The organism is Steroidobacter cummioxidans (genome assembly GCF_003104955.1).
In genome coordinates this window covers 1-25,725 of record NZ_LSRW01000005.1, presented here as the reverse complement: position 1 = coordinate 25,725, position 25,725 = coordinate 1, and the positions used below count along the sequence as shown (strand labels likewise).

26 protein-coding genes and 1 pseudogene are annotated in these 25,725 nt (G+C 62.9%); 18 read left to right on the top strand and 9 right to left on the bottom strand.

From position 1 onward, the window contains the following. Positions 1-11 precede the first annotated feature (11 nt). Entirely contained in the window at positions 12-1,424 is a 1,413-nt protein-coding gene (otsA, locus tag D0550_RS03865; RefSeq protein ID WP_116807794.1) for an alpha,alpha-trehalose-phosphate synthase (UDP-forming), read from the top strand. Position 1,425: 1 nt separating this feature from the next. Here otsA and D0550_RS03860 read toward each other — a convergent pair whose 3' ends face one another. Further along, the gene (locus D0550_RS03860; RefSeq protein ID WP_161965625.1) at positions 1,426-2,469 is read right to left on the bottom strand and encodes a mechanosensitive ion channel family protein; all 1,044 of its coding nucleotides are present in this window, start codon (positions 2,467-2,469) and stop codon (positions 1,426-1,428) included. Between the two features lie 177 nt (positions 2,470-2,646). On the opposite strand from D0550_RS03860, the gene D0550_RS03855 reads away from it, so the two are divergent. The 5 genes and pseudogenes from D0550_RS03855 to D0550_RS35825 form a co-directional block, all read left to right on the top strand. Beyond that, positions 2,647-3,849: an ABC transporter permease gene (locus D0550_RS03855; protein ID WP_116807792.1), complete on the top strand. Its 1,203-nt coding sequence runs from the start codon at positions 2,647-2,649 to the stop codon at positions 3,847-3,849. Next, positions 3,849-4,622 carry an ABC transporter ATP-binding protein gene (locus D0550_RS03850; RefSeq protein ID WP_116807791.1) on the top strand — a complete coding sequence of 258 codons (774 nt, stop codon included), beginning with the start codon at positions 3,849-3,851 and terminating at the stop codon, positions 4,620-4,622. The genes D0550_RS03855 and D0550_RS03850 overlap by 1 nt, the downstream gene beginning before the upstream one ends. A 6-nt stretch (positions 4,623-4,628) precedes the next feature. Further along, positions 4,629-5,564, top strand: coding sequence for an MlaD family protein (locus D0550_RS03845; protein ID WP_116807790.1), 936 nt, complete (start codon positions 4,629-4,631; stop codon positions 5,562-5,564). An 8-nt stretch (positions 5,565-5,572) separates the two neighbouring features. Then, a complete protein-coding gene (locus D0550_RS03840; protein ID WP_161965624.1) occupies positions 5,573-6,235 on the top strand; it encodes an ABC-type transport auxiliary lipoprotein family protein in 663 nt (220 codons plus the stop codon). Between the two features lie 36 nt (positions 6,236-6,271). Continuing rightward, positions 6,272-6,706: pseudogene (locus tag D0550_RS35825) on the top strand (thermonuclease family protein); the annotation flags it as partial. Between the two features lie 90 nt (positions 6,707-6,796). Here D0550_RS35825 and D0550_RS03830 read toward each other — a convergent pair. From D0550_RS03830 to D0550_RS03820, 3 genes are all read right to left on the bottom strand, one after another. Further along, positions 6,797-8,302: a phospholipase D-like domain-containing protein gene (locus D0550_RS03830; RefSeq protein WP_116807787.1), complete on the bottom strand. Its 1,506-nt coding sequence runs from the start codon at positions 8,300-8,302 to the stop codon at positions 6,797-6,799. Positions 8,303-8,395: 93 nt separating this feature from the next. Continuing rightward, positions 8,396-9,139, bottom strand: coding sequence for an anti-sigma factor family protein (locus D0550_RS03825; RefSeq protein WP_116807786.1), 744 nt, complete (start codon positions 9,137-9,139; stop codon positions 8,396-8,398). A 9-nt stretch (positions 9,140-9,148) separates the two neighbouring features. Beyond that, entirely contained in the window at positions 9,149-9,655 is a 507-nt protein-coding gene (locus D0550_RS03820; RefSeq protein ID WP_116807898.1) for an RNA polymerase sigma factor, read from the bottom strand. A 129-nt stretch (positions 9,656-9,784) separates the two neighbouring features. On the opposite strand from D0550_RS03820, the gene D0550_RS03815 reads away from it, so the two are divergent. After that, positions 9,785-11,092 carry a S8 family serine peptidase gene (locus D0550_RS03815; protein ID WP_116807785.1) on the top strand — a complete coding sequence of 436 codons (1,308 nt, stop codon included), beginning with the start codon at positions 9,785-9,787 and terminating at the stop codon, positions 11,090-11,092. Between the two features lie 117 nt (positions 11,093-11,209). Next, positions 11,210-11,851: a hypothetical protein gene (locus D0550_RS03810; protein ID WP_116807784.1), complete on the top strand. Its 642-nt coding sequence runs from the start codon at positions 11,210-11,212 to the stop codon at positions 11,849-11,851. Positions 11,852-11,888: 37 nt separating this feature from the next. Here the strand turns inward: D0550_RS03810 and D0550_RS36755 are convergent, their stop codons facing one another. The 3 genes from D0550_RS36755 to ligD are packed head-to-tail and all read right to left on the bottom strand — an operon-like array spanning position 11,889 to position 15,721. After that, the gene (locus D0550_RS36755; RefSeq protein WP_116807783.1) at positions 11,889-12,089 is read right to left on the bottom strand and encodes a DUF3565 domain-containing protein; all 201 of its coding nucleotides are present in this window, start codon (positions 12,087-12,089) and stop codon (positions 11,889-11,891) included. After that, a complete protein-coding gene (locus D0550_RS03800; protein WP_116807782.1) occupies positions 12,086-12,919 on the bottom strand; it encodes a CAP domain-containing protein in 834 nt (277 codons plus the stop codon). Before D0550_RS03800 ends, D0550_RS36755 begins: the two co-directional genes overlap by 4 nt. 9 nt (positions 12,920-12,928) lie before the next feature. Then, positions 12,929-15,721 (bottom strand): DNA ligase D, encoded by a 2,793-nt coding sequence (gene ligD, locus D0550_RS03795; protein ID WP_116807781.1) that lies wholly within the window; start codon positions 15,719-15,721, stop codon positions 12,929-12,931. Positions 15,722-15,836: 115 nt separating this feature from the next. Here ligD and D0550_RS03790 point away from each other — a divergent pair, with 115 nt between their 5' ends. Together D0550_RS03790 and D0550_RS03785 are read left to right on the top strand one after the other, a co-directional pair. Further along, the gene (locus tag D0550_RS03790; protein WP_116807780.1) at positions 15,837-16,403 is read left to right on the top strand and encodes a DUF3617 domain-containing protein; all 567 of its coding nucleotides are present in this window, start codon (positions 15,837-15,839) and stop codon (positions 16,401-16,403) included. Positions 16,404-16,487: 84 nt separating this feature from the next. After that, a complete protein-coding gene (locus D0550_RS03785; protein ID WP_116807779.1) occupies positions 16,488-17,498 on the top strand; it encodes an NADP-dependent oxidoreductase in 1,011 nt (336 codons plus the stop codon). A gap of 94 nt (positions 17,499-17,592) precedes the next feature. Here the strand turns inward: D0550_RS03785 and D0550_RS03780 are convergent, their stop codons facing one another. Then, the gene (locus tag D0550_RS03780) at positions 17,593-18,162 is read right to left on the bottom strand and encodes a helix-turn-helix domain-containing protein (RefSeq protein WP_116807778.1); all 570 of its coding nucleotides are present in this window, start codon (positions 18,160-18,162) and stop codon (positions 17,593-17,595) included. Between the two features lie 330 nt (positions 18,163-18,492). On the opposite strand from D0550_RS03780, the gene D0550_RS03775 reads away from it, so the two are divergent. The 3 genes from D0550_RS03775 (at position 18,493) to D0550_RS03765 (ending at position 21,293) form a co-directional block, all read left to right on the top strand. Beyond that, positions 18,493-19,227, top strand: a complete 735-nt coding sequence (locus tag D0550_RS03775; protein WP_116807777.1) for an SDR family oxidoreductase — start codon at positions 18,493-18,495, stop codon at positions 19,225-19,227. Next, on the top strand, positions 19,224-20,243 hold the full coding sequence (locus D0550_RS03770; protein ID WP_206606074.1) for an S-adenosylmethionine:tRNA ribosyltransferase-isomerase: 1,020 nt from the start codon (positions 19,224-19,226) through the stop codon (positions 20,241-20,243). Before D0550_RS03775 ends, D0550_RS03770 begins: the two co-directional genes overlap by 4 nt. Before the next feature lie 132 nt (positions 20,244-20,375). Continuing rightward, on the top strand, positions 20,376-21,293 hold the full coding sequence (locus tag D0550_RS03765) for a recombination-associated protein RdgC (RefSeq protein ID WP_116807776.1): 918 nt from the start codon (positions 20,376-20,378) through the stop codon (positions 21,291-21,293). Positions 21,294-21,305: 12 nt separating this feature from the next. Here the strand turns inward: D0550_RS03765 and D0550_RS03760 are convergent, their stop codons facing one another. Next, positions 21,306-22,250, bottom strand: coding sequence for a hypothetical protein (locus D0550_RS03760; protein ID WP_116807775.1), 945 nt, complete (start codon positions 22,248-22,250; stop codon positions 21,306-21,308). Positions 22,251-22,431: 181 nt separating this feature from the next. On the opposite strand from D0550_RS03760, the gene D0550_RS03755 reads away from it, so the two are divergent. The 5 genes from D0550_RS03755 to D0550_RS36750 form a co-directional block, all read left to right on the top strand. Next, positions 22,432-22,818: a LiaF transmembrane domain-containing protein gene (locus D0550_RS03755; RefSeq protein ID WP_153067021.1), complete on the top strand. Its 387-nt coding sequence runs from the start codon at positions 22,432-22,434 to the stop codon at positions 22,816-22,818. Then, positions 22,815-23,711: a LiaF transmembrane domain-containing protein gene (locus D0550_RS03750; RefSeq protein ID WP_116807773.1), complete on the top strand. Its 897-nt coding sequence runs from the start codon at positions 22,815-22,817 to the stop codon at positions 23,709-23,711. The genes D0550_RS03755 and D0550_RS03750 overlap by 4 nt, the downstream gene beginning before the upstream one ends. After that, entirely contained in the window at positions 23,711-24,775 is a 1,065-nt protein-coding gene (locus tag D0550_RS03745) for a sensor histidine kinase (protein WP_116807772.1), read from the top strand. Before D0550_RS03750 ends, D0550_RS03745 begins: the two co-directional genes overlap by 1 nt. Before the next feature lie 12 nt (positions 24,776-24,787). Then, positions 24,788-25,528: a LytR/AlgR family response regulator transcription factor gene (locus tag D0550_RS03740; RefSeq protein WP_116807771.1), complete on the top strand. Its 741-nt coding sequence runs from the start codon at positions 24,788-24,790 to the stop codon at positions 25,526-25,528. Between the two features lie 98 nt (positions 25,529-25,626). Continuing rightward, the coding region (locus D0550_RS36750; RefSeq protein WP_116807897.1) for a DUF4342 domain-containing protein at positions 25,627-25,725 on the top strand (99 nt) is incomplete at its 3' end.

The following is a 25,725-nucleotide window of genomic DNA, read 5'->3' as shown; positions in this document are numbered from 1 at the left end:
ACACCCGCTAGATGACACGACTTGTCTGCGTTTCCAACCGGATCTCCCTGCCACGCAAATCGGCCGCGCCCGGTGGACTTGCGGTGGGCATTCTCAGCGCGCTCAAGCGCACGGGCGGGCTATGGTTCGGCTGGGGCGGAGAAACCAGCGAGGGTGAGCCCGGCGATCCCGATCTGCACATCCGCGACGGCGTCACCTACGCCACCATCGAGCTGCGCAAAGCCGAATTCGAGCTCTATTACAACGGCTACTCCAACGACGTGTTGTGGCCCTTGTTCCATTATTTCTCCAAGGGCATGCGCTACTCGAACGAGCAGCGCGAAGCCTATGAGAACGTCAATCGCATCTTCGCGCAGAAACTACTGCCGCTGTTGCAGCCGCGGGATCTCATCTGGGTGCACGACTATCACCTGATTCCGCTGGGCCGTCGGCTGCGCGAGCTGGGCGTGCAGCGCCCGATGGGTTTCTTTCTGCACATTCCGTTTCCCAACATCGAGATGCTGCGCGTGTTGCCGTGCTACGCGGAGCTGCTGCGCGATCTCACCAGCTACGACGTGGTCGGGTTCCAGACACAGAACGACCTGCGCTCGTTCCATAGCGGCATCGAGCATTTGTTTGGTGCCGAAGCAGTGCGGCCCGATGGCCGCATTCGGATCGGCGATCGTGTGATCCGCGCGGAAGTGTTCCCGATCGGTATCGATGTTGCCGCAGTCGAGAATGAAGCGCTCGAAGCGAGCACCACCGATGTGGTCCGGCGCATGACCGACAGCTTGATGGGACGCTCGCTGATGATGGGCGTGGACCGGCTCGATTACAGCAAAGGTCTGGTGGAGCGTTTCTCCGCCTACCAGCAGTTTCTGGAAACTCATCCCGAGAACCTCGGGCGCATTACATACATTCAGATCGCGCCGCTATCGCGCACCGACGTGCGTGCGTACGCGGAGATTCGGCAGGCGCTGGAGCAAGCGGCGGGTCGTACCAATGGCCGTTTCGCCGACACTGACTGGACGCCGATTCGTTATCTCAACCGCAACTTCCCGCATGCCACGCTGATGGGATTTCTGCGCGCCGCCAAGGTCGGCCTGGTGACGCCGTTGCGTGATGGCATGAATCTGGTCGCGAAGGAGTTCGTCGCGGCCCAGGATCCGGCCGATCCAGGCGTGCTGATTCTTTCCAATCTCGCGGGCGCCGCGCGTGAGCTGGCGTCGTCGCTGCTCGTGAATCCTTACGACGTTCGCGGTGTGAGCCATGCGATGCAGGCGGCTTTATCCATGCCGCTGAGCGAACGACGTGAACGTCACGCCGATATGATGAAAGTGCTCCGTCGCAACGACATTGCGGCCTGGACGCGTCGCTTCATGGAAGCGCTCGAGCAGACGCAGGCTCCGGAGAGCCGCGTCCGCGCCATCGGCAGTATCAAATAACTCAGCTGTCCCGCGACGTCGGCAGCGCCTTTTCTTCCAGAGAAGGGCGCGCGCCGGGCTTCGAGTCCACGTAGTACAGCCGCTGCGGCGACCAGAGCATGATGCGCTCTTTGTCGAGCCACTCCACCAGCCGCAGGTTGATGTCCTGCAGGATGGTCATGTGCTTGGCAAAGTCCGGCGTGAGCACGATGTACACCGCTTCGAAGTCGAAGGATGTCGTGCTGATCTTGGAGAAGTTCGAGCGGTCGAAGCGGATCGGCTGGTGCGACTCGATCAGCTCGCGGATCTTGCCGGGGATCTGCTGCAATTTTTCCACCGGGGTCTGCTGGTCGACGCTGATACTGATCACCACGCGCCGCGTATTCATCCGCGAGTTGTTACGTATGCGGCTGCTGAGCAGGTTCGAGTTCGGCATGATGATCTGCTCGCCGTTGAGGCTGCGCAGCCGCGTGCTCTTCACGCCGATGTATTCGACCGTGCCGTTGAAATCATCCACCTGCAGCGAATCGCCGACCACGAACGGCCGGTCGAGCGTGATCGACAGGGACGCGAACAGGTCGCCAAGAATATTCTGGGCCGCCAGCGCGACGGCGATACCGCCGATACCCAGACCGGCCAGCAGCGGCTTGATCTGAACCCCCAGGTTGTCCAGCGTCAACAGCACGACGAACGACCAGATGGTCGCGCGCGCCAGGAAGCCGATGATGCCCATGGAGCTGGCGGCCGCCGGATCCGAGGCCTGGCGCTTTCTCTCCAGTGCCGCCAGCACTGCGATGCTGACCCACAGGCCGATCTGCCAGAACACCGCGATGGTGAACACGGTCAGCAGCCCCTTGGTGACCGCATCCGGCAGCTTCAGCCACTGCGAGCCGATGAACAGCGACGTCACCAGCACGGTGAGGAGGGTGGTGCGACTGATGACCTTGAACGGCAGCTCCAGGAACTCGACCTCGGGCGTCGCGGCCAGCTTCTGGTAGCGGGATTGGACGGCGCTGCGGATCAGCAGCAGAAGCAGAAAGGCGGCGATGGCGATGCCGGCGGCCACGGTCCAGCGCCATAGCGTGTTGCCCAGGTAGGTCGCTTCGACCAGGTGCTCGACTTCGGTCATCGTTCGGATCCCGGTGTGGACTGGCGGAATCCAGCAGGATATCGCGATGTGTTGGCAGTCTGAAGGCGCCGCGGGACTTTCCGGCGGCGGCGGAACAGGGAGCGGGCCGGCGCGTTGTGGTCGACCGCCTCAATAATACGACTGTGCACATCTGCTAATCTTGCGCGCGTCTTCCACGGTGTGACGGTACTCAACCCGGTGCTATTCGAATCGGAACGATCTGGCGATGGACTGACGCTGCGGCTGCGCGGCGGCTGGTGCATCGACAATCTCCGTGAGATCGAAAGCTCGCTCGCGCAACTCAGCGACCAGAGCCAGCGCGTGCAGCTCGACTTCAGCGGCATCGAAACATTGGATCTGTCCGGCGCCTGGCTGTTACGCAATTGGCTGGAGCGCGCCAGATCCGCCGGCGGGCGGATCGAAGTGGTGGGCGAGCGGCCGGCGCATTTCGCGTTCCTCGACGAGCTGCTCGAACAGAAGAAGGCTCAACCGGGCGAGGCGGTGACGGGCAAGTCGTCGCTGCGGGATGCTGTGGTCTGGATCGGGCGGGGCACGGTTCAGCAGGTCAAACAGACCCGCGATGCCGTGGGCTTCTTCGGGCGGATCGCGGCGACCATGGTTCGCGCCATGCGCAGCGCGCATAACCTGCGTCTGCCGTCCATCGCGCGGCATGTATATGAGACAGGCATTCAGGCCATTCCCATCGTCTCGCTGATCGCGTTCCTGATCAGCGTCATCGTGGCCTATCTCGGTGCACAGCAGTTGCGCTCGTTCGGTGCGGAGATCTTCACCGTCGATCTGGTGGCGATCTCGGTATTGCGTGAGCTGGGCGTGCTGCTGACTTCGATCATCGTCGCCGGCCGTTCCGGCAGCGCGTTTGCCGCCGAGCTCGGCGTCATGCGGCTGAACGATGAGATCGACGCTTTGCAGTCCATGGGCGTGGATTTTTACGAAGTGCTGGTGGTGCCGCGCCTGATCGGTCTGCTGATCGCGTTGCCCTTGCTGACCATCATTGCCGATGCCATGGGCTTGTTGGGTGGCGCGCTGCTGTCGTCGCTGTTGCTCGACATCTCGTTGTCACAATTCATTCCTCGCGTGCAGTCCGCGCTTGCGCCGACCACATTCTGGGCCGGTCTGATCAAGGCGCCGGTGTTCGCGATGGTGATCGCGCTGGTCGGCACTTATCGCGGCATGCAGGTGCGCGACTCCTCGCGGGAGCTGGGCCGGCTGACGACGGTGGCGGTCGTGCAGTCGATCTTCCTGGTGATCTTCGCCGACGCGATCTTCGCCGTGGTGTTCGTGGAGCTGGACTTCTGATGAGTGCCAGCGAGCCAACCCCGATCATTTCGGTGCGCAACCTGGTCAACCGCTTCGGCACCCAGGTCGTGCACGACGGCGTGAGCCTGGACGTAATGGCCGGGGAAGTGCTCGGCATCGTCGGCGGCTCGGGCAGCGGCAAGTCGGTGCTGCTCAGGACCATGCTCGGTCTGCAGCGACCCTCGTCCGGGCAAGTGTTGATCGAGGGCCGGGACATCACTCAGATGAGCGAGTCGGAACTGCTGTCGGTCAAGCGGCGTTACGGCGTGACCTTTCAGCACGGTGCTCTGTTCAGCTCGCTGTCCGTGGCGGAAAACATCCAATTGCCCATTCGCGAGTATTTCGATGCCTCGCCGGAGGCGCTGGAGTCGTTGACCGAACTGCGGCTGCGCATGGTCGGGCTGCCGGTGGACGCGGGCGGCAAACTGCCGTCACAGCTGTCCGGCGGCATGGTCAAGCGCGCCGCGCTGGCCCGGGCGCTGGCATTGGACCCGGCTTTGTTGTTTCTCGATGAGCCGACCGCCGGCCTCGATCCGATCTCGGCTGCCGGTTTCGACGAGCTGGTGACCTATCTGCATCGCAGTCTGAAGCTGACCATCGTCATGATTACCCACGACCTGGATACGCTGCTGGCCACCTGCAGCCGCGTGGCGGTGCTGGTTGACAGGAAAATCGTGGTCGATACGCTCGACGGCATCATGAAAAACCCGCATCCCTGGATTCAGGAGTACTTCCACGGCCCCCGTGCCCGCGCGGCACAGGCGGCTTTGTAAGTCAGCATGGAAAGAGACGCTCATTACGTCGCCGTCGGCGCCTTCATCCTGCTGGTCATCGCCATGGCGGTGGGCTTCGTGCTCTGGTACACGGACGCGAACGACGGCCGCGAGTACAAGCGCTACGAGATTTACTTCACCGGCTCGGTCAGCGGCCTGGACCGCGGCAGCCCGGTTCGTTTCCTCGGCGTGGATGTCGGGCGGGTGCGCCGGCTCTCGATCGATTCCAGCAATGCGACCCGCGTCCACGTGGTGGTCGAAATCGACCAGTCCGCGCCGGTTTCGGCGGCCACTCGTGCCAGCCTCGGTCTGCAGGGCGTGACCGGGCTGCTGTATGTGAATCTGAAAGAAGCCTCCGATGTGGACCGCAACGCACCGCTGGCGCAGGGCGAACAATATCCCGTGATCGAGGCGGTCGAGTCCGACTTCGATGCATTCCTCGCCAGCCTGCCGGAAATGATGGGTCGTGCGAACACGCTGCTCGAGCGCATATCACGGGTGGTCTCCGACGAGAATCTCGCCGGCATTGCCGACACGATCAAAGGGATGCGCGACACGATGACGACCATGCCGCAGACGGCGAAGGATGTGCAGTCGCTGGTCGCTGAGTTGCGTGCCACGGTCGTCGAGATTCACAGTGCTTCGGAATCGTTGCGTGGCATGACGGCCGATGCCCGGCCGGAAGTGCAGACGGCGCTGGCTCGCATGAACGAGATCGCGAGCCACCTCGCCGAGGCGTCCGCGCGCGTCGACACCTTCACGCAAAAGAGCGAAGTTCAGCTTGGCAACTTCACCGAACAGGGCTTGTTCGAGCTGGAACGGCTGATGCGCGAAACGCGTCAGGCGGCACGCGAATTCCGCGACCTGTCGCGCAGCCTGCAGCAGAACCCGTCGCAAATTCTGTATGAGCCGCCGGAGAGCGGCGTCGAAATCAGGAAATGAGCACGCGCATGAGAACCGGGTGGGTCGCCGCTGTTGCCGCGTTGTCTTGTACCGCATGCACCAACTCGCTGTTCGACAGCGATGTGCCGGTGCCGAGCGCGTATGTGATTGCGTCGGCGCGTACTGGCGCGTTGACTGGCGCACCGAGCACGCCGGTGGATGTTTCCATCGGTCGCCCGGACTTCGCGCCGGGTCTCGATACGGAGCGGATTGCCGTGCTCAAGGGGCGAGAGCTGGATTACTTCCGGCGCGTGCGTTGGGGCGGACGGACTGTCGAAGTGGTGCAGACCATGTTGGTTGCGACCATGAACGATCAGCACTTGTTTCGCAGTGTCACCGCCGAGCAGTCGCGGGTGGCCAACGACTACACGCTCGATGTCGAGGTGCGCAACTTCGAAGCCGAATACGGGCAGAGCCAGACGCCCGATGCGCATGTGATGATCATCGGTCGCTTGATCCGTGTAGCCGATCGCAGACTGGTGGGCACTGTCAGCAGCGATTCACGAGTGAGCGCGACCGAAGACCGCATGAGCGCGGTCGCGGCGGCGTTTGAATCTGCTGCCCAGAAAGTCGCGCTGGATCTGACGAAACAGACCGCGGTGCTGGTCGCCGACGATCAGCCAACATTGCGCAAGCTGCGCGGCGGGGGCAACGAGCCCCGCCCCGAATAGTCGCCACGCGCCGGACTCCCGGCGCGCTCAATTCCGATGTTTGCTGAGTTCATCAAAGGTTGGTTGTGCTTTGTCAGCGTGTGCGTGCTGTCGGCGGCGGCGTGTGCGGACCAGCAGGATTTCTCAGGCACAGTGGGCAAGATCTTCGATGGCGACAGCTTCCTGGTGCGGCCAGCGAAGGGGCGCGACATCGACGTGCGCCTGCAGGACATCGACGCGCCGGAAAAAACTCAGCCCTACGGCGACACTGCCCGTGCCGCGCTCGTCAAACTGATCGGCGATCGTAAGGTGTTCGTCGCTGTGATCGAGACCGATCGTTACGGCCGCAAGATCGCTCGAGTGTATCGCGAGCCCGATCGGCTCGATGTCGCGAAGGCAATGGTGCGCGATGGTCACGTCTGGGTGTATCGACGCACCATCCACGATCGATCATTGATCGAGCTGGAAGATGAGGCACGCGCCGCGCGCCGTGGCTTGTGGGCGTTGCCGGCCAAAGATCGTATGCCGCCGTGGCAGTATCGATACCTGCAGCGCCAGAAATCCAAGCGCGCGTCACTCGACTTAGAACGTGCTCAAGCCGGTCGCTTCCATCAAGCGATAGCGCCAGTAACGCCCGCTGTCGTCATCTTTCCAGGCGCCGAAAGCGGCGGTGAAACTGGTGCCCGGTGGACCGTCGTTGTGCCACAGCCGGTCGAAATAGCCGACCAGCTCGATGCCCAGCGGTGAAGCGGCCCGCAACTCGATCGCGACATTCGCTTCCAGATTGTAATTGCCGAGGTTGCGGCGAGTGAGGTTCGCCGAGCCCAGCGATGCGATCAGCCGGTCGCCGTGGGTGACGAGTGCCAGCTTGGTGTGGAATTGCTCGCCATGCGTGCGGTACCACCGCACCTGGATCTTTTCATTGCTCCTGCGCACCAGCTCGGCTGCGACCGGGCGATTCGGCACGCCGTCTTTCTGGCGTCCGAACGCATCTTTGTTCGGATCGAGGATCAGCCGCACCTTCACGCCACGCGACGCGGCGTTCAGCAGCGACTGCACGACCTTGCGATCGGCAAGATAAAACGTCGCGAGGCTGACTGCGTCACCGTTGCGCGTCGTGTCGATCGCTTCGATCAGATGATCGCGAATGGCCTGCTCGGTGAGGAATTGCAGCTGGACCGGATCGGCAGGCTGAGTCGTCGCCGACTCGGTGGGCGACGGAGCGTAGATGTGACCTTTCCAGCCGGAGAAGCGCGCCACCGCCATTTCGCTGTTGACGACCTCTTGTGCCAGCGGGCCGCTGAAGCGCAATCCCACATTCGAATGTGAGCTGCTGCCATCGTGCGGATTCGCCGACGTGACCATGCCGGTCAGCGTGCCATCGGCGCGATCGGCGACGATGACCTTGCGGTGATTGGCTTTGAAGTTCGCCAACGCCAGCCAGCTCCGGAAGGTAATCGGCGGACTGCCCGGCGGCGCGAACGGATTCGTCATCGAGCCACCCTCGGGCGAGTTGCCCCACCATTGCAGGAACATGCGCCACAGCGCTGAATACAGAGCGTTGGAATCCCGCAATGGGTTGAGATCCGTGTTGATGACGTCGATGCCGGCGGCGCGCAGCTCGTTCAACAGTGGTGACGGCATGCCGCCGTAGACGTCATTGATCGGATCCGTAATCAGCAGAATGGCCAGGTCGGGCTTGGCCGCTTTGCGCGCGAGCAGGCGGTCGGCGAGTTGTCGGCTGAGCGGCCGATAGACGCCGTCGTCCGCGCCCATCATGTCATTGAGCAAAAAGAAGTCGGTGACTACGAACGACTGCGCCTGATCGATGATGTCGAACACTTCATCGAAGATGCGTTGCTCGCGGACCGTCTTGCCGTCCGGCGAGGAGGTGGTGAGATCGTAAACAAACTGGACGTCACCCGCCTCGGCGCTGACCTGCTGCGCGCTCACATTGGTTCCCGGTGGCATGGGCTTGGTGACATTCCAGCCCGCGACCGCGGCCCACCACGCGAGGAACGCCCACCACAGCCACCGTTTCTGGAAGCGCCGACGCGGCGACGGTTCTTCTTCGAGCAAAGACTCCATGTCTGAATTGTAGTAGGCCCGGGCCCACAGCGCTGCAAACCAGTGTTTGTTTCCGGACCTGCGTCGCGCGGCGGGTTACTTTTGCCAGTCGCGTTACTTTTGCCAGTCGCGCGATCGTGCGGCTCGTTCCTGTTCGCGATCCAGAGCCTCGCCGGCCATGCTTTGTTCCACGGCAGCGAGAATCGCCGGAGGCAGGTCGGTACCGGCCATGCGGTACTCGCCGCCCTTGGCAGCGTCGACGCCTTCGCTCAGGGCGCGAACCTGCCAGGCATTCGGCTCACGGCAGGCGAAGCCGGCGGTCGAGGTTGTGACGAATGTGCGGCAGTATTCTCCGCTCGTTGCGCGAAACGCCAGGCCGATCCGAACCTTTGCGTCTTTGTCGGCCTCACCCACCTGATCGGTGAGCGCGGCCGCCAATTCACCGCGGGCGATGATGCCGCCAGCGTTGGTTGCAAACAAAGCGGAGCTCGCAGGCTGTACCGCCGTGCGTCCGGCAAGAATGCCAATCACCAGGCTGGCGGCAATCGAAGTCCATTCCACCCAGGACCAGCGTCGCGGATGCGCGGCCCGCTCCTTGGCGGTACGAACGGCGTTGAGATCCGTCACGGTCGCGGGCCTGGCAGGCGATGAGGCGGTGGCGTCGAGCAGACGATCGGGAATGCGCTCGTCGAGCACGCCATCGAAGGCGGCGCCGAGATCGAGTCGCAAACGGCGATGCTGCGCGACCCGCTCGGCGATGGAGGGATCGAGCGCCATCGCAGCTTCGATCTGGCGGCGCAGGTCGGCGTCGACTTCGTCGTCGGCATACGCCATCAGGACTTCATCCGGGAACTGCATGGTCCACCTTCACTCCAGCTGCTTCTGCAGCGCCTCGCGGCCGCGTGCCAGCCGGCTCGTCAACGTTCCGATCGGCACAGCCAGCGCCTCGGCGGCTTCCTTGTACGAGAGCCCTTCGACCAGTACCAGCGCAACCGCCAGCCGCTGCTCTTCCGGCAATGTGGCCAGCGCTTTTTGCACCGACAACAGTCGCAACTGCGCTTCGCTCGCGTGGTCGGGTACGTCGAAACCCGCTTCCTCCGGCGCGAGGACCTTGCCTTGCCGGCCGCGAGCGCGCGCCTCATCGATCCAGGCATTGCGCATGATGCCGAACATCCAGCTGTGAAACGGCGCTTCGGGCCGCCACTGCTGATAGCGCGACAGTGCGCGTTCGATCGAAATCTGCACCAGATCGTCTGCGTCCGCCGGATGACGAGTGATCGCGCGGCCAAAACGCCGCAGCCTGGGCAACAGCGCCACGATCTGCTCGCGCACTTGCTGCAAGGAAGGCTCCGTACTTGCCGATGTCTCGCTCATCAATACGAGTCCGAGGCTGGGTTTATTCCCGAACGGTCAAAATAATTGTGCCTCAGCTGACGCCGGTGAGCGACTGGGGAAGGATTTCGGGGGGTGGCGCGTATATTCTCAATATGGCCGAGAGTACTCATGTTCCCGACTAAATCCATCGCTTTCGCTATCCTGTTGCTCGCAGCCAGCGGGTGGGCGCGTGCGCAGGTCGCGCTGCCTCAGGTACAAGTGCCCGATCTGCGCAGGTTGCCGACAGAGCCGCTGAACCGGACCGTCAACGGCGTGCTCGACCGGGCCGATCCGCAGCAGCTGCGCGAGCTGCGGCAGGTGCGGATTCGTAATCTGCTGCGGACGAATCGGGCAGTTCTGGAAGCGGATCCCCGTGGCGCGCCCATTGTCCGAGCGCAGATCGTGGCGTTGTCGCCGACAGAAACTGCGCTGGATCGCGCGCGTGCGGCGGGATTTGGGATTGGACGCACGCGGAGCTTGGAAGGGCTCGATGTTTCTATCGTTGTCCTGCAAGCACCGCCCGGAATGTCGACGCGTCGCGCGCTGGAGCGTCTGCGCAGAGCAGATCCAGAGGGAACGTACGATTACAACCATGTCTATTTGGATAGCGGAGAGGTTGGCGTTGGCGCGCCGGAAGGGTTGGGCACAGCGCCTGTGGGGACGACTGCGATTGCAACCAAGGTCGGCTTGATCGACGGCGGCGTGCAGCGCTCACATCCTGTTTTCAATGGCGTCACCGTGCATGAACACGGCTGCACTGGTGGTGCGATTCCGAGCGCGCATGGCACGGCCGTCGCTTCGTTGTTGGTCGGCCAGGGCAATGTGTTTCGTGGCGCCGCGCCGGGCGCGGAATTGTTTGCGGCCGATGTTTATTGCGGCCTGGCCACTGGCGGCGCTCTCGATTCACTGGCCGAAGCGTTCGCCTGGATGTCGCGCGAACGGGTCCCCGTCATCAATATAAGCCTGGTGGGGCCGGCAAATGCGCTGCTCGAACAGATCGTTCGCGTAGTCACGACACGGGGACACATCGTCGTGGCGGCTGTGGGTAACGACGGTCCAAGCGCGCCGCCTTTGTTTCCTGCTGCGTATCCGGAGGTCGTCGCTGTAACGGGTGTCGATGCGAAACAGCGCGTGCTCGTCGAAGCTTGTCGAGGCAAGCACGTCGATTTCTCCGCGCCGGGAGCAAACATGTCGGCCGCAGGTATCGACGCGCCCTTCGGCATTGTGCGGGGGACGTCGTTCGCGGCGCCAATCGTTGCAGGCTTGTTGGCACGACAGCTGAGTGCCATCGACAAGAAGCAAGCGGATGCGGCGCTCGCGAATCTTGTCGCTCAAGCAACGGACCTGGGTGCACCTGGCGTCGACAAGATCTATGGCCACGGGTTGGTAGGCGACGAGCTGCGCCCGTCGGAGCAATTGTCCTCGACCACGCGCTGATCCCAATCCCATCGTTACGTCAAATCAAAAAAATCTCGGACCGACGGAAGAAATCGCTCATCCCCCTCGTACTCCTATCAAAGGCTGCAGATTGGCTGCGGGCCGGAGGAGAGACAGATGAAAACTCGTTCCATGCTGATCGGTGTTGCGATGGCTGCCGCGTTGAATTGCACTTCTGTGAGTGCTCAGGCGCTGGGCGGACTGGGCGGTGGCTTGGGCGGCGGGCTCTCGGGTGGGCTGCGTGATACGACCATGACTGCACGGGGCACGCTGAATGGATCGCTTGGGGCCGAGATGGATTCGAGCGCACTGCGCCAGACGACTCGCAACACCGCTGAGCGTGCGACAAACCGTGCACGCAACACGACCGGCGCTGTGCGTGATCGCACGAGTGCAAAGGTCGATCAGACGCGAGAGAAGGTGGCCGAGACGCGGCAAGCGACTGCAGCCACGAGCTCGGCCGCAGCGGCTACCGTCGGTGCCGTCAAAGATGTGCAGATCGACGGCACGGCGGATATGGCAGGCTCCGCGACCTCAACCGTAAGCCGCGATGGTGTGAACTTTGCTGGTGCCGCTGAAGGGGCGAGCATCATTTCTAACGAGGGGCAACGGGTCGCCGCCCCGGCGAGCGATGCCGCTGAACCATCGCAGCCGACGAGTGCGCTCAATATCGCCGGCGATGCGAACGGCTCGGCCACTGCATCGCGCAGTGGTGTCTCTGCGCAGGGCGACGGCTCGGCGAGCGCGTCACGTAAGTAACGATGATCAGAGAGGCGTCGGGAATCCTCGGCGCCTCTCAATCTGGTGGCCGTCCCTCATCGCACTTCTTGCAATCCAACTCCATTCCCAGTGCCGCTTGACGCCCTTCGGGGGTAACAACCCAGGGCCGGTTGGTCCAGGGTGGATTGTGGCGAACGTGTTGGTTGTGCCCGCAGTCCAGGCGCGCGACCCAGTGCTGCTCGAGGTCCTGATGAAACGAGACGATCCTGCGATTCATCGGGGCGCGGCGAACACCTGGGTCCAGTAGATGCCCGCCTCGCTCTTGCGATCGACCACGAAGGCAATGCCCATCTCGGTGAATCCTGGTGTCATGATGTTCACGCAATGACCCGGACTGTTGAGCCACCCTTGCACGACGGCTTCGGGCGTCTCGACGCCGACGGCAATGTTCTCTCCGACGGTGCGCCACTTGTAACCGGCGCGCGCCGTGCGGACGCCAACCGTGCTGCCGTCCGACCCCTGGTGCTCGAAGAAATTTTTGTTCGCCATGTCCTGGCTGTGATTCAACGCGGCTCGACTCAAGGTCGCGGACAACGTCAATGGCGGTGCGGCCTCAAGTTGTCTCGGACCGCATTTGCGGGCTGTGGCGCGAGCCGCATTCACGAGCGACAAAACCTTGCGACTGACTTGCGCCGTGTCTTTCACGGCAGGCGCGGCAAACGGCGTTGCTACGACGATCCAGATGCCATCGCGCTTTTGATAAACGCCAATCTCTTTGAACGCCGCGTTGGTGATGGTGTCGCAGTAGTTGGCTTGCAGGACATCGAGCAGGGCTTTTCGATCGCTCGATCCTTCCGCCTGTATGGACGCGGAGTTCGTGGCTCGATAAGCGCTGCGGGCTATTGCAGTGCTCAAGCGACCGCCCTTGGACCATTCGCGCGCGACCACATCGAGATCTTTACTGGCGCGCAGTGGCTGCGAAACGCCGGGCCGATTGGCGCACCCCTGGCGTCGAATCTGATTCACATCGTCGCTGATGCTTGCGAGTGCAGGCAGTGCAGTCCACGCACCGCATAGTACTAACAAGGTGCCCGCAAGCTTTCTCATGTACAGATGTTACGTCATGGCGTGCGCATGGTTCGAGTGGCGCCGACGACCGGTCGTCGGCTTGCTCGCTGCCGTGACCTTGGAGCGACCCTCCTGAACGAACTTCCGGATGGCGTCTTCCAAAGGCCGCTCGGCGTCACAGTAGTTCTGCCACTCGGTGGCTTTAGCGGCGTAGTTCGCCGCAGTCCGCAGTGTGTAGCGCGTTGGATCGAGGCCAGCCTTCACCTGCGACCAGTTCAACGGCATGGACACCGTCGCGGCTTCGCGAACGCGTGGCGAATAGGGAGCGACGGCCGTCGACATGCGATCGTTGCGTAGATAGTCGAGGAAGATCTTGCCGCCGCGCAGCTTCTTCGACATGTTCACCAGGTAACGATCGGGATTGTCCTGCGCCATGCGCGTGCACACGCCCTGCGCGAACGCCTTCGCCTCCGGCCACTTCAAGCGATTGTTCTTCGAGTCGGCCAGCGGCGTGACGACATGCAGACCTTTGCCGCCGGTGGTCTTGCAGAAGGCCACCAGGCCCAGGGCTTCCAGTCGCTCTTTGATCTCTTTGGCCGCGGCGATGACGTCGCCGAAGTCGAGGTCCGGCCCGGGATCCAGATCGAACACCAACCGGCCGGGTGTTTCCGGCTTGTCCGGCTGACAGTTCCAGGGATGCAACTCGATGCCGGCGATTTGCGCGATCGCCGCCAGCGCTTCGACCCGATCGATTTGCAGATACGGTTTGTGATCGCCGAAGACCTTCACCAGCGACAACAGGCTCGACGTACCCTGCATGGCGTGGCGCTGGAAGAATTGCTCCTTGCCGATGCCGTCCGGCGCGCGGATCAAGGAGCAAGGCCGGCCTTTGATGTGCGGCAGAATCCATTCGCCCATGCTTTCGTAGTAGCGGGCGAGATCCAGTTTGGTGATGGGCTTGCTGTCGTGCGGATGCGGCCACAGCACCTTGTCGGGACTGGAGATCGGCACGCCCATGACGACATTCGAGCCGGCGCCGCTCGCTGACTTGCGAGACTTCGCGGTTGCCGAATGTTTCTTCGCCGCTTTGCTGCGAGTGGCCGTCTTCGCTGCAACTTTGGTCTTGCCGCGCGCCGCCTTCGGTGCGGGCTCGGCCACATCGACCTCCTGGGGCTCTGCCGCCCGCTCCGCGACGATCTCGCTCGCTGGCTTGTCCGTGCGCAGACCTTTGAAAGCGGCTTGACGAATATTGCCGCCACCGGTCCACCCGGCGAATTCGATCTCCGCGACGAGTTTGGGTTTCACCCAATGCACCTCGGGCTTTTTGCGGGGCGCGGTCTTGCCGCCGAAGGGATTTTCGTCCGTTGCCAACTTCTTCAACTTGGGCCATAGCTGGCTAACTTTGTCGCCGCCGAAGCCGGTGCCCACCCGGCCGACATGGACGAGATGACCGTCGCGATTCACACCGACCAGCAGCGAGCGGAAGTTCGCACCGGTTTGCGTCCAGCCACCGATCACGACTTCCTGGCCGGCGCGACACTTCGATTTGGTCCAGTCGCCGCCGCGGCCAGCGCGATAGGGCGCGTCGAGGCGCTTGGAAATGATGCCTTCGAGATTCATGCGACAGGCGGACTGCAACACCGCATCGCCGGCGGTCTCGAAATGATCGACGTAGCGGATCAGCGAGCTCGAATCCTGTCCTTGCTGGTCCAGATAGTCCTTGAGCGCGGCCTTGCGCTTCCGCAATGACTGCGACCGCAGATCGCCGTCGTCGCTGTACATGAGATCGAAAGCGAAAAAGATCAAATTGTCGGTGCGCTCCTCGGACAGTGCGGCTTGCAGAGCCGCGAAGTCCGGTGAGCCATTGTCGTCGAGCGCGGCGACTTCGCCATCGATGATGGCATTGGGGAAATCCGCTGCGGCGTCGGCGATGGCTCGAAACTTGGGTGTCCAGTCGAGCCCTTTGCGAGTCTTCAACGTGACCTCGCCGTTCGCGATGCGCAATTGCAGACGATAGCCGTCGAACTTCACTTCGTGGCCCCAGCCCGCGCCGCTGGGTGGACGGTCGAGAGGTTTACATAGCTCGGGCTCGATGAATGCGGGAAGACGTGCGCGTTTGCCCGGGCGAGCTGTCTTGCGAGCCACGGCCGTCGTGCCGGGCGCCGCTTCGACCGAGTCGCGATTGGAGTTCCACACTGCATTCGCCGCCGAGGCCTTGCCGCTCATCATGAACGGTTTGGGCGCGCGTCCCTTGCCCGCAGCGATCGAAGCCATCGGTCGACCCGACGCGACCGAGCGATCCTCGCTCATCATGGCATCGACACCCTTGGCGTCCTTCGCATAGGCATCGCGATGTTTGATCAGCAGCCAATTGGTGCGCTTGCCGCCGTAGCGATCGCCCTTCATCCGAACCAGTACGAAGCTACCCTTCAGGCGCTCGCCGGCGACTTGAAATTTCAACTCGCCCTTTTGCAACTGCGCTTGCGCGGACAGCTTGCCTTCGGGCCGCCAGAAGCCGCGATCCCAAAGTTGTACTGTACCTCCGCCGTATTGGCCTTTCGGGATGGTGCCTTCAAAGTCGCCGTAGTCGAGCGGATGATCTTCCACTTCCACGGCGAGGCGTTTGTCCTTGGGATCGAGGGATGGGCCGCGGGTAACGGCCCAGGACTTGAAGACGCCGTCGAGTTCCAGCCGCAGATCGAAGTGCAAGCGGGTAGCCGCATGCTTCTGGATCACGAAACGCAATTCCGGCGACTTGTCGACCCGTTGCCGGCCGCTGGGCTCGGCGGTTTGGGTGAAATCGCGCATGGAGCGATAACGTGAAAGTTTGCGAGTTGCCACATCACACCTCTGCGGTGAAAAATCGCGCAGCCCGACGGGGTACCTTTCGCATTTGCCGTCGGTGGTAAGCGCAAACGCTGTGAGAGCGGACCACGTTCCTTAACCTGAGATAGCCATGAAAATCCTGAAAATCACCGCGATGGCGGCGCTGACACTGACAGCACTGAGCGTGGCCGCCGCCGCGCCCGAGCGGCTCAACGTCAAGCTTGGCTTGTGGGAAATGACTTCCACCATGCGCTTCAGCGGCGTGCCGCCGCTGCCCAAAGAAGTGCTGGACAAGATGACACCGCAGCAGCGCGCCAAAATGATTGCGGATCTCAAGGCCGCCGCCGCGGAAGAGCCGGAACCGGAAACCAGCAGCGAGTGCGTCACGCAGGCGGATCTGGATAACCCCTTCAAGTCCTCGAACTCCGAGGACTGCACCTCGACCATCGTCCGCACCACGCGCACCACGCAGGAGATCCGCATGGTGTGCACCGGCAAGACCAAGGGCTCGGGCACGTTCAAGGTGAACACGCCGACGCCGGAAACCATGAACGGCACGCTGGATCTGAAGGCGGGCGACGGGCCCGATGCATTCGTCATCAAGGGCACGATCAAAGGTCGCTGGCTCGGCGCGGATTGCGGCGATGAGGATAATGACGACAACAATGACGAGGATGAGGACAACGCGGATCAATAATCGCTAACGATCTGGGCGGCGGCCGCGATTTTTAGCGGCCGCATCCCGTATGCTTGTCGCCAGCAATGACGCCTGGAGACGAGCATGACGCTTAACAATCATCAGTTCCGTCTGGCAGTTCGCCCGGTGGGCGCAGTCAAGCGCACCGACTTCAACTACATAGAAGAGCCGGCACGTGCCCCCGGCGACAATGAAGTGCTGGTGAAGACGTTGTATCTGTCGCTCGATCCGGCCATGCGTGGCTGGATGAACGAGGGCAAGTCATACATCGCACCGGTGGCGCTCGGCGAGGTCATGCGCGCCGGCGGTGTCGGCAAAGTCATCGAGTCCAACCATCCCAAGTTCAGTCCCGGCGAGTTCGTGTACGGCACGCTCGGCGTGCAGGAATACGCGACGCTCGATGGCAAGGCGCTCAGCAAAGTCGATCCTGCGATTGCACCGCTGCCGGTTTATCTGGGCACGCTCGGCATGCCGGGTATGACCGCGTATTTCGGCCTGCTCGAGATCGGCAAGCCGCAGCCCGGCGAGACGGTCGTCGTTTCAGGCGCAGCGGGCGCGGTCGGCACGGTCGTCGGGCAGATCGCGAAGATCAAAGGGTGTCGCGTGGTGGGTATTGCAGGCGGCAAGCAGAAGTGCGATTACCTCACGCAGACGCTCGGCTTCGATGCGGCTATCGATTACAAGTCCGAGGACGTGAAGAAGGCGTTGCGGCAGCATTGTCCCAAGGGCGTCGATGTCTATTTCGACAATGTCGGCGGCGACATCATCGACACCGTGCTCACCCAGCTGGCGCGCAAAGCGCGCATCATCATCTGCGGCGCGATCTCACAGTACAACAACACCACCGCGATGAAAGGACCGTCGAACTACATGTCGCTGCTGGTGAATCGCGCCAGCATGACGGGCATGGTCGTGTTCGACTACGCCGATCGTTATGGCGAAGCAGGGCGTGAGATGGCGGGCTGGCTGAAGAGCGGCCAGCTCAAGACCCGCGAGGACATCGTCCACGGCTTGGAAACATTCCCGGAGACGCTGCTGAAACTGTTCAGCGGTGAGAACTTCGGCAAACTGGTGCTGAAAGTCGCGGACGCTTGAGCACGAGATCGTGCGCGTGCTCAACGCTGCGGAAGCATGAACATTCGCTCTGATTGAGCGCGCCGCGCAATCAGGCTGCGGCGCCACGCCACTGTTACAGATCTGCTCTTGCTAGCAGCACAGCCGACACGCCTTGCGCGGTCTTGTTCGAGTCCGTGTTCCGATACGAATGCGGCACATTGCCCGGAAACGCCAATACATCGCCGGCCGCGAGATCGAAGCGATCGCCGGCAACGAAGATGGTCACGTGGCCCGACAGGCATGTGAAGAACTCGCGCGTCCCCGGTAAGTGCGGCGAGCCGCGCATCGACCCGCCGGGCGCGAAATCCATCACGTTGAGCACTTCCTCCGGCACGCGCTCGGGAATCAGTGAGCGAATCGTGATGCCGCGTCCGGCACTTTGCGATGCCAACTCATCACGCGACCATTTCCGAACTTTCGCTCGCGGCGAGGCGAGCAGCTCATCGAGCGGCACGTCCAACGCATTGGCAACTTTGACCAACACGGTGAGCGAGGGGTTGCCATTGCTCGATTCCAGGTTGGCGATCGTCGAGCGGGGCACATCGGCACTCTTCGCGAGCGCGCCCTGCGTGAGATTGCGCACCTGACGAAAGGCAACGAGGTTGCGAGCAAGATGCTCGGCAACGAGTTCTGGTTTATGCATATCTATTACTCGGGATCGGGCATTACGCTGCGCTATCCTGCTGCGCGTAAGCCCAGGGTGTCCATCCTTGGCCACCCGCTCGGCGGAGCGAAGCAGTGCTTCGCTGAAATGCACCGCCGAGCCCTGCCACGACCCTCGTGCGAGTTTGGCAAAAGGCGCGACTTTTGCCGCCTCGCCGCCGCCTGCAGCGGCGGGGTACGTCCCTATACCCGGGTGGCACCTACAAAATCGCAGCGCGTGTCCGACCTCGCGACTGTTTGCCAATATATTGGACACTGCCATTGGCTGTTCGCGGTGGGTCTCTAAGATGCTGTCATCGAAGGAGACCTTATGCAAACTCAACGACAGTCCGAAACTCCGCGCCATTTGCATGGCGTGCGAGTGGCGATCACTGGCGGCACATCGGGGCTTGGCCTCGCGCTGGTGAGAGAGCTGACGCAACGTGGAGCGCAGGTTGCTCTGATCGCTCGCACTCAAGCACGCGTCTCTGCGGTGGCCGCGGAAGAATCCGCACAGGGCATCGTCGGCGATGTTTCGAACAAGCACGACATTCACCGCATCGCGTTACAAATCACCGGTCGGCTCGGCGGGCTCGATGTGCTCGTCAACAACGCGTCCGATCTCGGTCCCGTGCCGCTGGCATTGCTCGGTGACACGCAATGCGAGGACTTCGAGCGCGCGCTCGTAACGAATGTGCTCGGGCCGTTTCGCTTGACCAAAGCGCTGCTTGGTTCGCTGGCGGCGTCGGCGCGTGAAGGCAAGGGCTCGCTGGTGCTGAACATTTCCAGCGACGCGGCGGTCAATGCGTATCCGCAGTGGGGCGCGTACGGCGCCAGCAAAGCGGCGCTCGCTCACATGACAAGGGTCTGGAACGAAGAGCTGTCCTCGCAAGGGGTGCGATTCATCGCGCTGGATCCGGGCGATATGGATACGCCCATGCACGCGGCTGCGCTGCCCGATGCAGATCCGTCAACGCTCAAGCCACCGGCGCAGTCTGCGTACGAGCTTGCAGAAACCATTTGTGACTTGCTGCCGGCGCGCCCGGCGCTGAGACATGCCTCATGATTCCAGCCGATCGTCCCGCTCAACGTCCAGCTACTGCGCGTTTGTTATATATCGACGAGCACGGCGCGATCCGTCACGCATCGCGCTCGCAGCTGGTGGAGCTTTTGCGTCCTGGCGATCTGGTGATTGCGAACGATGCCGCAACGCTGCCGGCGAGCTTGCAGGGCGTGCATGCGCGCACCGGGCGAAGCATCGAAGTGCGGCTTGCGGGCAAACCGTCGCTCTCTCATCGCGATGCGCAGCGCTTCATCGCGGTGGCGTTCGGGCCGGGCGACTATCTCACCCGCACGGAAGATCGACCGTTGCCACCTGCATTCGAGGCAGGCGACGAGCTCGAGCTGGGCTCATTGGTCGCACGGGTCGAGCGCGTGCTCGATCATCCGCGCTTGCTAGCGCTGCGTTTTGAAGCCGAGCTCGATGAGCTGTGGCGCGGGCTGGCGACGCACGGTCGACCCATTCAATACGCGCACATGAAGGAGCCGCTCGCGTTGTGGGATGTCTGGACTTCGATTGCGGGAACACCGGCGGCGTATGAGCCGCCGTCCGCTGGCTTCGCGCTGGATTGGCAGATGCTCGCGGACTTCGAGGCGCGAGGCATCGAGTTCGCGACACTCACGCATGCCGCGGGCATTTCCTCCACCGGCGATCCGGAGCTGGATCGCATGCTGCCGCTCGACGAGCCATACCGGATTCCGGTCGCGACCGAAGCGGCGATCGCGGCCGCGCTGTGCGACGGGCGGCGAATCGTTGCGATCGGGACCACCGTCGTGCGGGCGCTGGAGCACAGCGCTGCGACGTTCGGCTCGGTAGCTGCCGGCGAGGGCGTCGCGACCAACCGGATCGGGGCGGACACCCAGTTGCAGGTGGTCGATGTAATTCTGTCCGGTACGCACGAGCCCGCGCCAGCCATTACGAGCTGCTGCATGCGTTCGCCGACAAACCCACACTGCGCCGCGCGGATGACGCCCTGCAGAGCGCCGGCTATCGGACCCACGAATTCGGCGATTCCGTGTTGATTGAACGCGATAGCCGCCGCTATTCGCGAGCCACCGGACCCCGGATCGAGGTCGAAGATTTTCCGGAAATGCAAGGACTGGTGGGACGGCGCGCGCCACGTATACTCCGCCGTTTTGCGCCGGCGTCCGCCCATGTGGTTCAAGAATCTCATCGTCTATCGCCTGCCCGACGACTACTCTGTCTCCGCGACTGAGCTGGAGGAGAAGCTGGCTGCGCGCTCGCTCATGCCGTGCGGCAGCTTCGACATGCAGAGCAAGGGTTGGGTGTTCTCCAGCGACCTGGAGCGCTACGTCCACACGGTTAACGGCCAGCAGCTGATCGCGCTCGGCGTGGATCAGAAGTTATTGCCCGGCTCGATCATCCGCCAGGTGGCCACCGATCGCGCCAAGGAGATCGCCAAGGAACAGGGCTATCCCGTCGGTCGCCGTCAGATGCGCGAGCTGAAGATGCGCGTCACCGAGGAGCTGCGCGGCCGCGCGTTGACTCGCAAACGCATCACGCATGCGTGGATCGATCCGGAGCACGGTTGGCTGGTCGTCAATGCGTCCAGCGAAGGCAAGGCCGAAGAGCTGGTCGAGACGTTGCGAGATACGCTGGGCAGCTTGCAGGTCACGCTGCTCGAGACCGAGCGCTCGCCGTCCTCCTCGATGACTGCCTGGCTGGCGCTGGGCGATGCGCCGGTCACGTTCACCATCGATGACGATTGCGAATTGCAGGCGGCGGATCAGAGCAAGCCGGTGGTTCGCTACGTGCGCCACCCGCTCGACGGCAAAGAAATCCGCGCGCAGATCACTGGCGGCATGTTCGCAACGCGCCTCGGACTCACGTGGAAGGATCGCATCTCGTTCGTGCTGAACGAGAAGCTGCACGTGAAGAAGGTGGAGTTCCTGCTGATGGACAAGGACCAGCCCGCCGAAGGCGAATCGGCCAACCCGGGCGAGCAGTTCGACATCGACTTCACGCTGATGACTGGCGAGCTCGCGGCACTGTTGAGCGATCTGGCCAAAGCGCTCGGCGAGCCGGAACAGAAACAAGCGGCGGCCGCCTGAGCGGCCCCCGGCTCACGGCGTCAGCGACTTACCTGCCCACCGCAAGATCGCCCGCGAGACGTCCTGTTCCTTCTTCAGCTGTTGCATCAGCTTGAGCATCTGCTGGGAGAACCTTTCTTTCTCCACTTGCGCCGTGACGATGGCGCCGGCGGCCTGGCTCTGATGGCGCAGCGTCTGGATCTTTTCCGTGATTTGCATCAACGCCGCCGAGTTGGCTGGGGCGAGGCGTTGTGCAATGCCCAGGCCCAGGCCTTCGACCAGCGTCGTATCGCTGTTCTGTAACGCCTGCGCCACTTGCCCGCAGCGCACGCGAGTTTCCGGGTCGCGAATCTGTTGATCGTCGCAAGCCGCGCTGACGGGGCGAAATGCGGGTGCAACCAGCATGGACAACCAGTTGACGGTTGAATTCATCGCATTGGTCAACGGCGTCGGCACGGGCTGGGGCACGGACGTCGCAACCGGCATCCGGCTGATGGGCGGCGCGAGCTTCGCGACCAGCGTCGTCCAATAAACATTGAAGTTGGCCGCCTTGCTCATCATTTCCACGATCTGCGCCGAGGCCCGAGCATCCCGCCGCGCCTGGGCCCGCGCCAGCGCTCCGAGCCAGGCGGCGCCGTTGTCCGGGTCGAGCTTGCGCAAGCGGGCTTCGATCGGTTCGGGCTCGCATCCCTGCACTTCCATGCACAGTCGTAAATGCAACCACAGGATCTCCGGCCGCTGCGGAGCAGCCTGCGCCGCTTTCTGAATCTGCGTCAGCGCGCGTGAGCCGTTGGTGGCGGAGTTCGTGCCCCAGAGCGCCAGCGCCGCCGCAGCCATCTCGTCCACGTCCGCGCTTTCAGGGGCGGGTTTGACGCTGGGGGCGCCCGGTTTGGGCGGCGAACTGGCGCATGCCGACAGCAGCAACACCATCAGCAGGGGCCACGAGCGGGTCCAACCATTCCATGAGGTGCGTTTCATGGGCGCGGATTTTATCAATGCCGGCAGCTCGCCGGCACGAATCCGCCGTTTACCGGTAGTTGCTGGTAAGGCTGTCCGGCAGCCCTTAGCTTCACAGCCCATGGTCGTTAGTCCGTCAGTCCCTTGTGCTCGCGCCCGTTCCCGGGCCGCTCAGCACGCAACTGGCGGCTGGAGTCTTTTGATGAACGCTGAATCCGCACAGCACCGGCCGCGCCGTTCCCGGCTGGTGGTGGGCATTTTCCTGCTCGTACTGGGCGGGCTGCTGCTGGCAGTCAACCTGGGCTACGGGCTACCGGTCGGCTGGTGGCAATTCCTGCCGTGGGCATTGGTTGCGGTGGGCGTGCTGGGTCTGATCCTGCCGACCCGCCACATGGATCGCGTCGGCGGCGTCTGGATGCTGACCCTCGGCCTGTATTTGCTGATCGGCTTCAACAACTGGTGGGGACTGGGCTGGGTCGGCGCGTGGCCGATCTTCGTGATCGCCGCGGGCCTGGGGTTCATTCTGCATCGGCATGACGATCGGCTGCCTCCCCCCGATCAGGGGCCGACGGGCAATGGTGCGTCATGAGCCAGATGCCGCCGGGAGACGATCACGGGTTCGATCCCAATCTGGATCCGAACCGTAACCGGGATCACGATTGGCCGTTACATTCGCGCCCGGGCCCTGCTCAGCACGGCCGTCACGACATGTTCTCGACCCGGCTGATCGTCGGGTTGCTCATCATCCTGCTCGGCGGCACGCTGCTCGCCGACAACCTCGGCTGGATCGAAGCGCGTCATGTATTGCGCAGTCTGTGGCCGCTGGCGCTGGTCGCCGTCGGCGTAGCGATGATCCGCCATCCTCAGCACAAGCGCGGTCGCGCGTGGGGCTGGGTTTTAGTCACGGTGGGCTTCTGGATTTTTGCCGACAAGATCGGCTGGATTCATGTGAGTCTCGGCCAGCTGATCTTGCCGGGCATCCTGTTGTTCGTCGGCGGCGTGCTGGTGTTCCGTTCGCTGAGCGGCCCACCGAGCGGCACCACGACTTCGGCAACGAGCACACCTCACACCAACGCCAACGGCAGCACTCAGACCAACGGCACGAGTCAGGGCTTCACCAGCTTCGGTAGCACGCAGTCGGGCGACACGGCTGAGTTCGTGCGCTCGTTCGCGATGCTTTCAGGTCACGAGTTGCGGCCGGTGTCGCGGCCGTTTCGGGGCGCCGATCTGAATGCCATCATGGGCGGTATCAAACTGGATCTGACCAGTGCGCGCATGGAAGGCGACAACGCCGTCATCGAAGTGTTTGCATTCTGGGGCGGCGTGGAGATCTATGTGCCGCCGGACTGGACCGTGACCAGCGAAGTCACGACGCTGCTGGCGGGCTTCATCGACAAGCGGCGTCCCACCAGCGTCGTGCCGACCAAGCATCTGGTCATCAAGGGCATGGTCGTGATGGCCGGCGTCGAGATCAAAAATTAATGCATCCGATCTTCAAACACCGCGGCCGCCTGCTGACGTATCTCGGCGTGTGGGTGGTGTTTGGTCTGCTGCTGACCGTCGTGTTCGTGTTCGGCGGCAACGCGCCGGTGGCCTGGTCGCTGGAGTTCGCGGTGCCGGTGGCGATCGTGCTCGGCCTGCAATCGTTGTCGTTCTGGTACGTCGTGCAGGCCATGCCGCCCGACGACACGCCGCTGCCACGCCTGGTCACGACATGGTCGATCGCGGGGCTGGTGTCGCTGATCGTGTGGATCGCGATCGCATATGCATGGGCGATGTGGTTGGTGCCCGAAGGCGAGGTGTACCCAGAATCGGCGGCCGGGTTGCTGCCGTTGCTGGTGTTCGCGGGCGCGATTGGGATGTCACTCGCGGTGCTCGGTCATTACCTTGTCGGCGCGTTTCAACGTTCGCGCAATGCAGAGCGTCGTGCACTCGAGTTGCAGGTGCTGGCGCGCGAGGCGGAGTTGAAATCGCTACGCGCGCAGCTCGATCCGCATTTCCTGTTCAACAGCTTGAATTCAGTGGCCGCGCTGATCGGCAATGACACTCAGGCCGCGCGGCAAATGTGTTTTCTGATGGCGACGTTTTTTCGCAAGAGCCTGACCTTGGCCAGACAGCAGGCGATTCCGCTGGCCGAGGAGGTGTCGCTGGCCGAAACTTTTCTTGCCATCGAGAAGGTGCGTTTCGGCGATCGATTGCGCGCCAGTTTCGATATCGCCGATGACGTGAAGGAGGTAGCCGTGCCGCCGCTGATGTTGCAACCTCTGGTGGAGAACGCAGTCCATCACGGCGTGGCGCATATGCTCGAAGGTGGCGAAGTGTGCGTGCAGGCACGGCGGCGGGAGGGGTTCCTGGAGCTGGTGGTCGCGAACCCTTGCGATCCCGACCGGCCGCCTTCGCGCAGTACCGGCGTCGGTCTGGTCAACGTGCGCACGCGCGTGGAAACATTGTGCGGTCATCGTGCCAGCGTCGATGTCGATGCCAGCGAAACCGCGTTCCGAGTTTCGATCCTGCTGCCAGCTGTCAGCAGTCATGCAACGTCTTAAAGGAAGAGTCTTGTGCGTGTCCTGATCGTCGACGATGAAACGCTGGCCCGCTCCATCCTGGCCGAACATCTGAGCACGCTGTCGGAGATCGAGATCGTCGGTCAGGCGGCAAACGGCTTCGAGGCGGTGAAGCTGGCCGAGGAGCTCGCTCCCGATCTGATGTTTCTGGATATCCAGATGCCGAAGCTGTCCGGCTTCGAAGTGCTGGAATTGTTGGGCGAGCGGGCGCCGGCGGTCATATTTACAACGGCATTCGATGAGTTCGCGCTGCGCGCCTTCGAAGTGCACGCCGTGGATTATTTGTTGAAGCCCGTGGAGCCGCCGCGTTTGGCCGCTGCCGTGGAACGTGCCGCGGAGCGGTTGCGAAACAAGACTCCCGCGCCGTCGCCGGAGGAGCTGTCAGCATCGGCTCGACCGCCCGGGCGCACGTTGGAGCGCATTCTGATTCGTCACGAGGGGCGCGTGCACGTGTTGCCCCTGGAACGGATCGACTTCATCGAAGCTCAGGACGATTACCTGTCGTTCGCCGCCGCCGGTAAGCGGCTGCGCAAACAGCAGACCATGAGCGACCTGGAAACTCAGTTGGACCCCACGCGTTTCGTGCGTATCCACCGCTCGTTCATCCTGAACGTGGAGCGCCTGGCGCGTATCGACCTGTACGGCAAGGACAGCTGGCTGGCCATCCTGTCGGACGGCACCAAGCTGCCCATGTCGCGTACCGGGCATACCAAGTTGAAGGAGCTGATCGGATGAACTCACCCGGAGGCACTGCCATGACCGAAACGCATTTCCACCCGTAACGAGCCGCCACGTTCAGAAAGAAATTTTTTCAAGTTTCAAGCGGCGATACGCTGCTCAGCAAGATCAATGAGATCATCCGCGCCGGCAACGTCCGCCGCGTGATCATCAAGAACGAGGAGGGGCGCGTATTGATCGACATCCCCCTGACC

Excerpts from the sequence above, each read along its gene's own strand:
- otsA (WP_116807794.1), top strand. The coding sequence starts at position 12 with ATGACACGACTTGTCTGCGTTTCCAACCGGATCTCCCTGCCACGCAAA.
- D0550_RS03850 (WP_116807791.1), top strand. The coding sequence starts at position 3,849 with ATGAGTGCCAGCGAGCCAACCCCGATCATTTCGGTGCGCAACCTGGTC.
- D0550_RS03845 (WP_116807790.1), top strand. The coding sequence starts at position 4,629 with ATGGAAAGAGACGCTCATTACGTCGCCGTCGGCGCCTTCATCCTGCTG.
- D0550_RS03840 (WP_161965624.1), top strand. The coding sequence starts at position 5,573 with ATGAGAACCGGGTGGGTCGCCGCTGTTGCCGCGTTGTCTTGTACCGCA.
- D0550_RS03830 (WP_116807787.1), bottom strand. The coding sequence starts at position 8,302 with ATGGAGTCTTTGCTCGAAGAAGAACCGTCGCCGCGTCGGCGCTTCCAG.
- D0550_RS03825 (WP_116807786.1), bottom strand. The coding sequence starts at position 9,139 with ATGCAGTTCCCGGATGAAGTCCTGATGGCGTATGCCGACGACGAAGTC.
- D0550_RS03820 (WP_116807898.1), bottom strand. The coding sequence starts at position 9,655 with ATGAGCGAGACATCGGCAAGTACGGAGCCTTCCTTGCAGCAAGTGCGC.
- D0550_RS03815 (WP_116807785.1), top strand. The coding sequence starts at position 9,785 with ATGTTCCCGACTAAATCCATCGCTTTCGCTATCCTGTTGCTCGCAGCC.
- D0550_RS03810 (WP_116807784.1), top strand. The coding sequence starts at position 11,210 with ATGAAAACTCGTTCCATGCTGATCGGTGTTGCGATGGCTGCCGCGTTG.
- D0550_RS36755 (WP_116807783.1), bottom strand. The coding sequence starts at position 12,089 with ATGAATCGCAGGATCGTCTCGTTTCATCAGGACCTCGAGCAGCACTGG.
- D0550_RS03800 (WP_116807782.1), bottom strand. The coding sequence starts at position 12,919 with ATGAGAAAGCTTGCGGGCACCTTGTTAGTACTATGCGGTGCGTGGACT.
- D0550_RS03790 (WP_116807780.1), top strand. The coding sequence starts at position 15,837 with ATGAAAATCCTGAAAATCACCGCGATGGCGGCGCTGACACTGACAGCA.
- D0550_RS03785 (WP_116807779.1), top strand. The coding sequence starts at position 16,488 with ATGACGCTTAACAATCATCAGTTCCGTCTGGCAGTTCGCCCGGTGGGC.
- D0550_RS03780 (WP_116807778.1), bottom strand. The coding sequence starts at position 18,162 with ATGCATAAACCAGAACTCGTTGCCGAGCATCTTGCTCGCAACCTCGTT.
- D0550_RS03775 (WP_116807777.1), top strand. The coding sequence starts at position 18,493 with ATGCAAACTCAACGACAGTCCGAAACTCCGCGCCATTTGCATGGCGTG.
- D0550_RS03770 (WP_206606074.1), top strand. The coding sequence starts at position 19,224 with ATGATTCCAGCCGATCGTCCCGCTCAACGTCCAGCTACTGCGCGTTTG.
- D0550_RS03765 (WP_116807776.1), top strand. The coding sequence starts at position 20,376 with ATGTGGTTCAAGAATCTCATCGTCTATCGCCTGCCCGACGACTACTCT.
- D0550_RS03760 (WP_116807775.1), bottom strand. The coding sequence starts at position 22,250 with ATGAAACGCACCTCATGGAATGGTTGGACCCGCTCGTGGCCCCTGCTG.
- D0550_RS03755 (WP_153067021.1), top strand. The coding sequence starts at position 22,432 with ATGAACGCTGAATCCGCACAGCACCGGCCGCGCCGTTCCCGGCTGGTG.
- D0550_RS03750 (WP_116807773.1), top strand. The coding sequence starts at position 22,815 with ATGAGCCAGATGCCGCCGGGAGACGATCACGGGTTCGATCCCAATCTG.
- D0550_RS03745 (WP_116807772.1), top strand. The coding sequence starts at position 23,711 with ATGCATCCGATCTTCAAACACCGCGGCCGCCTGCTGACGTATCTCGGC.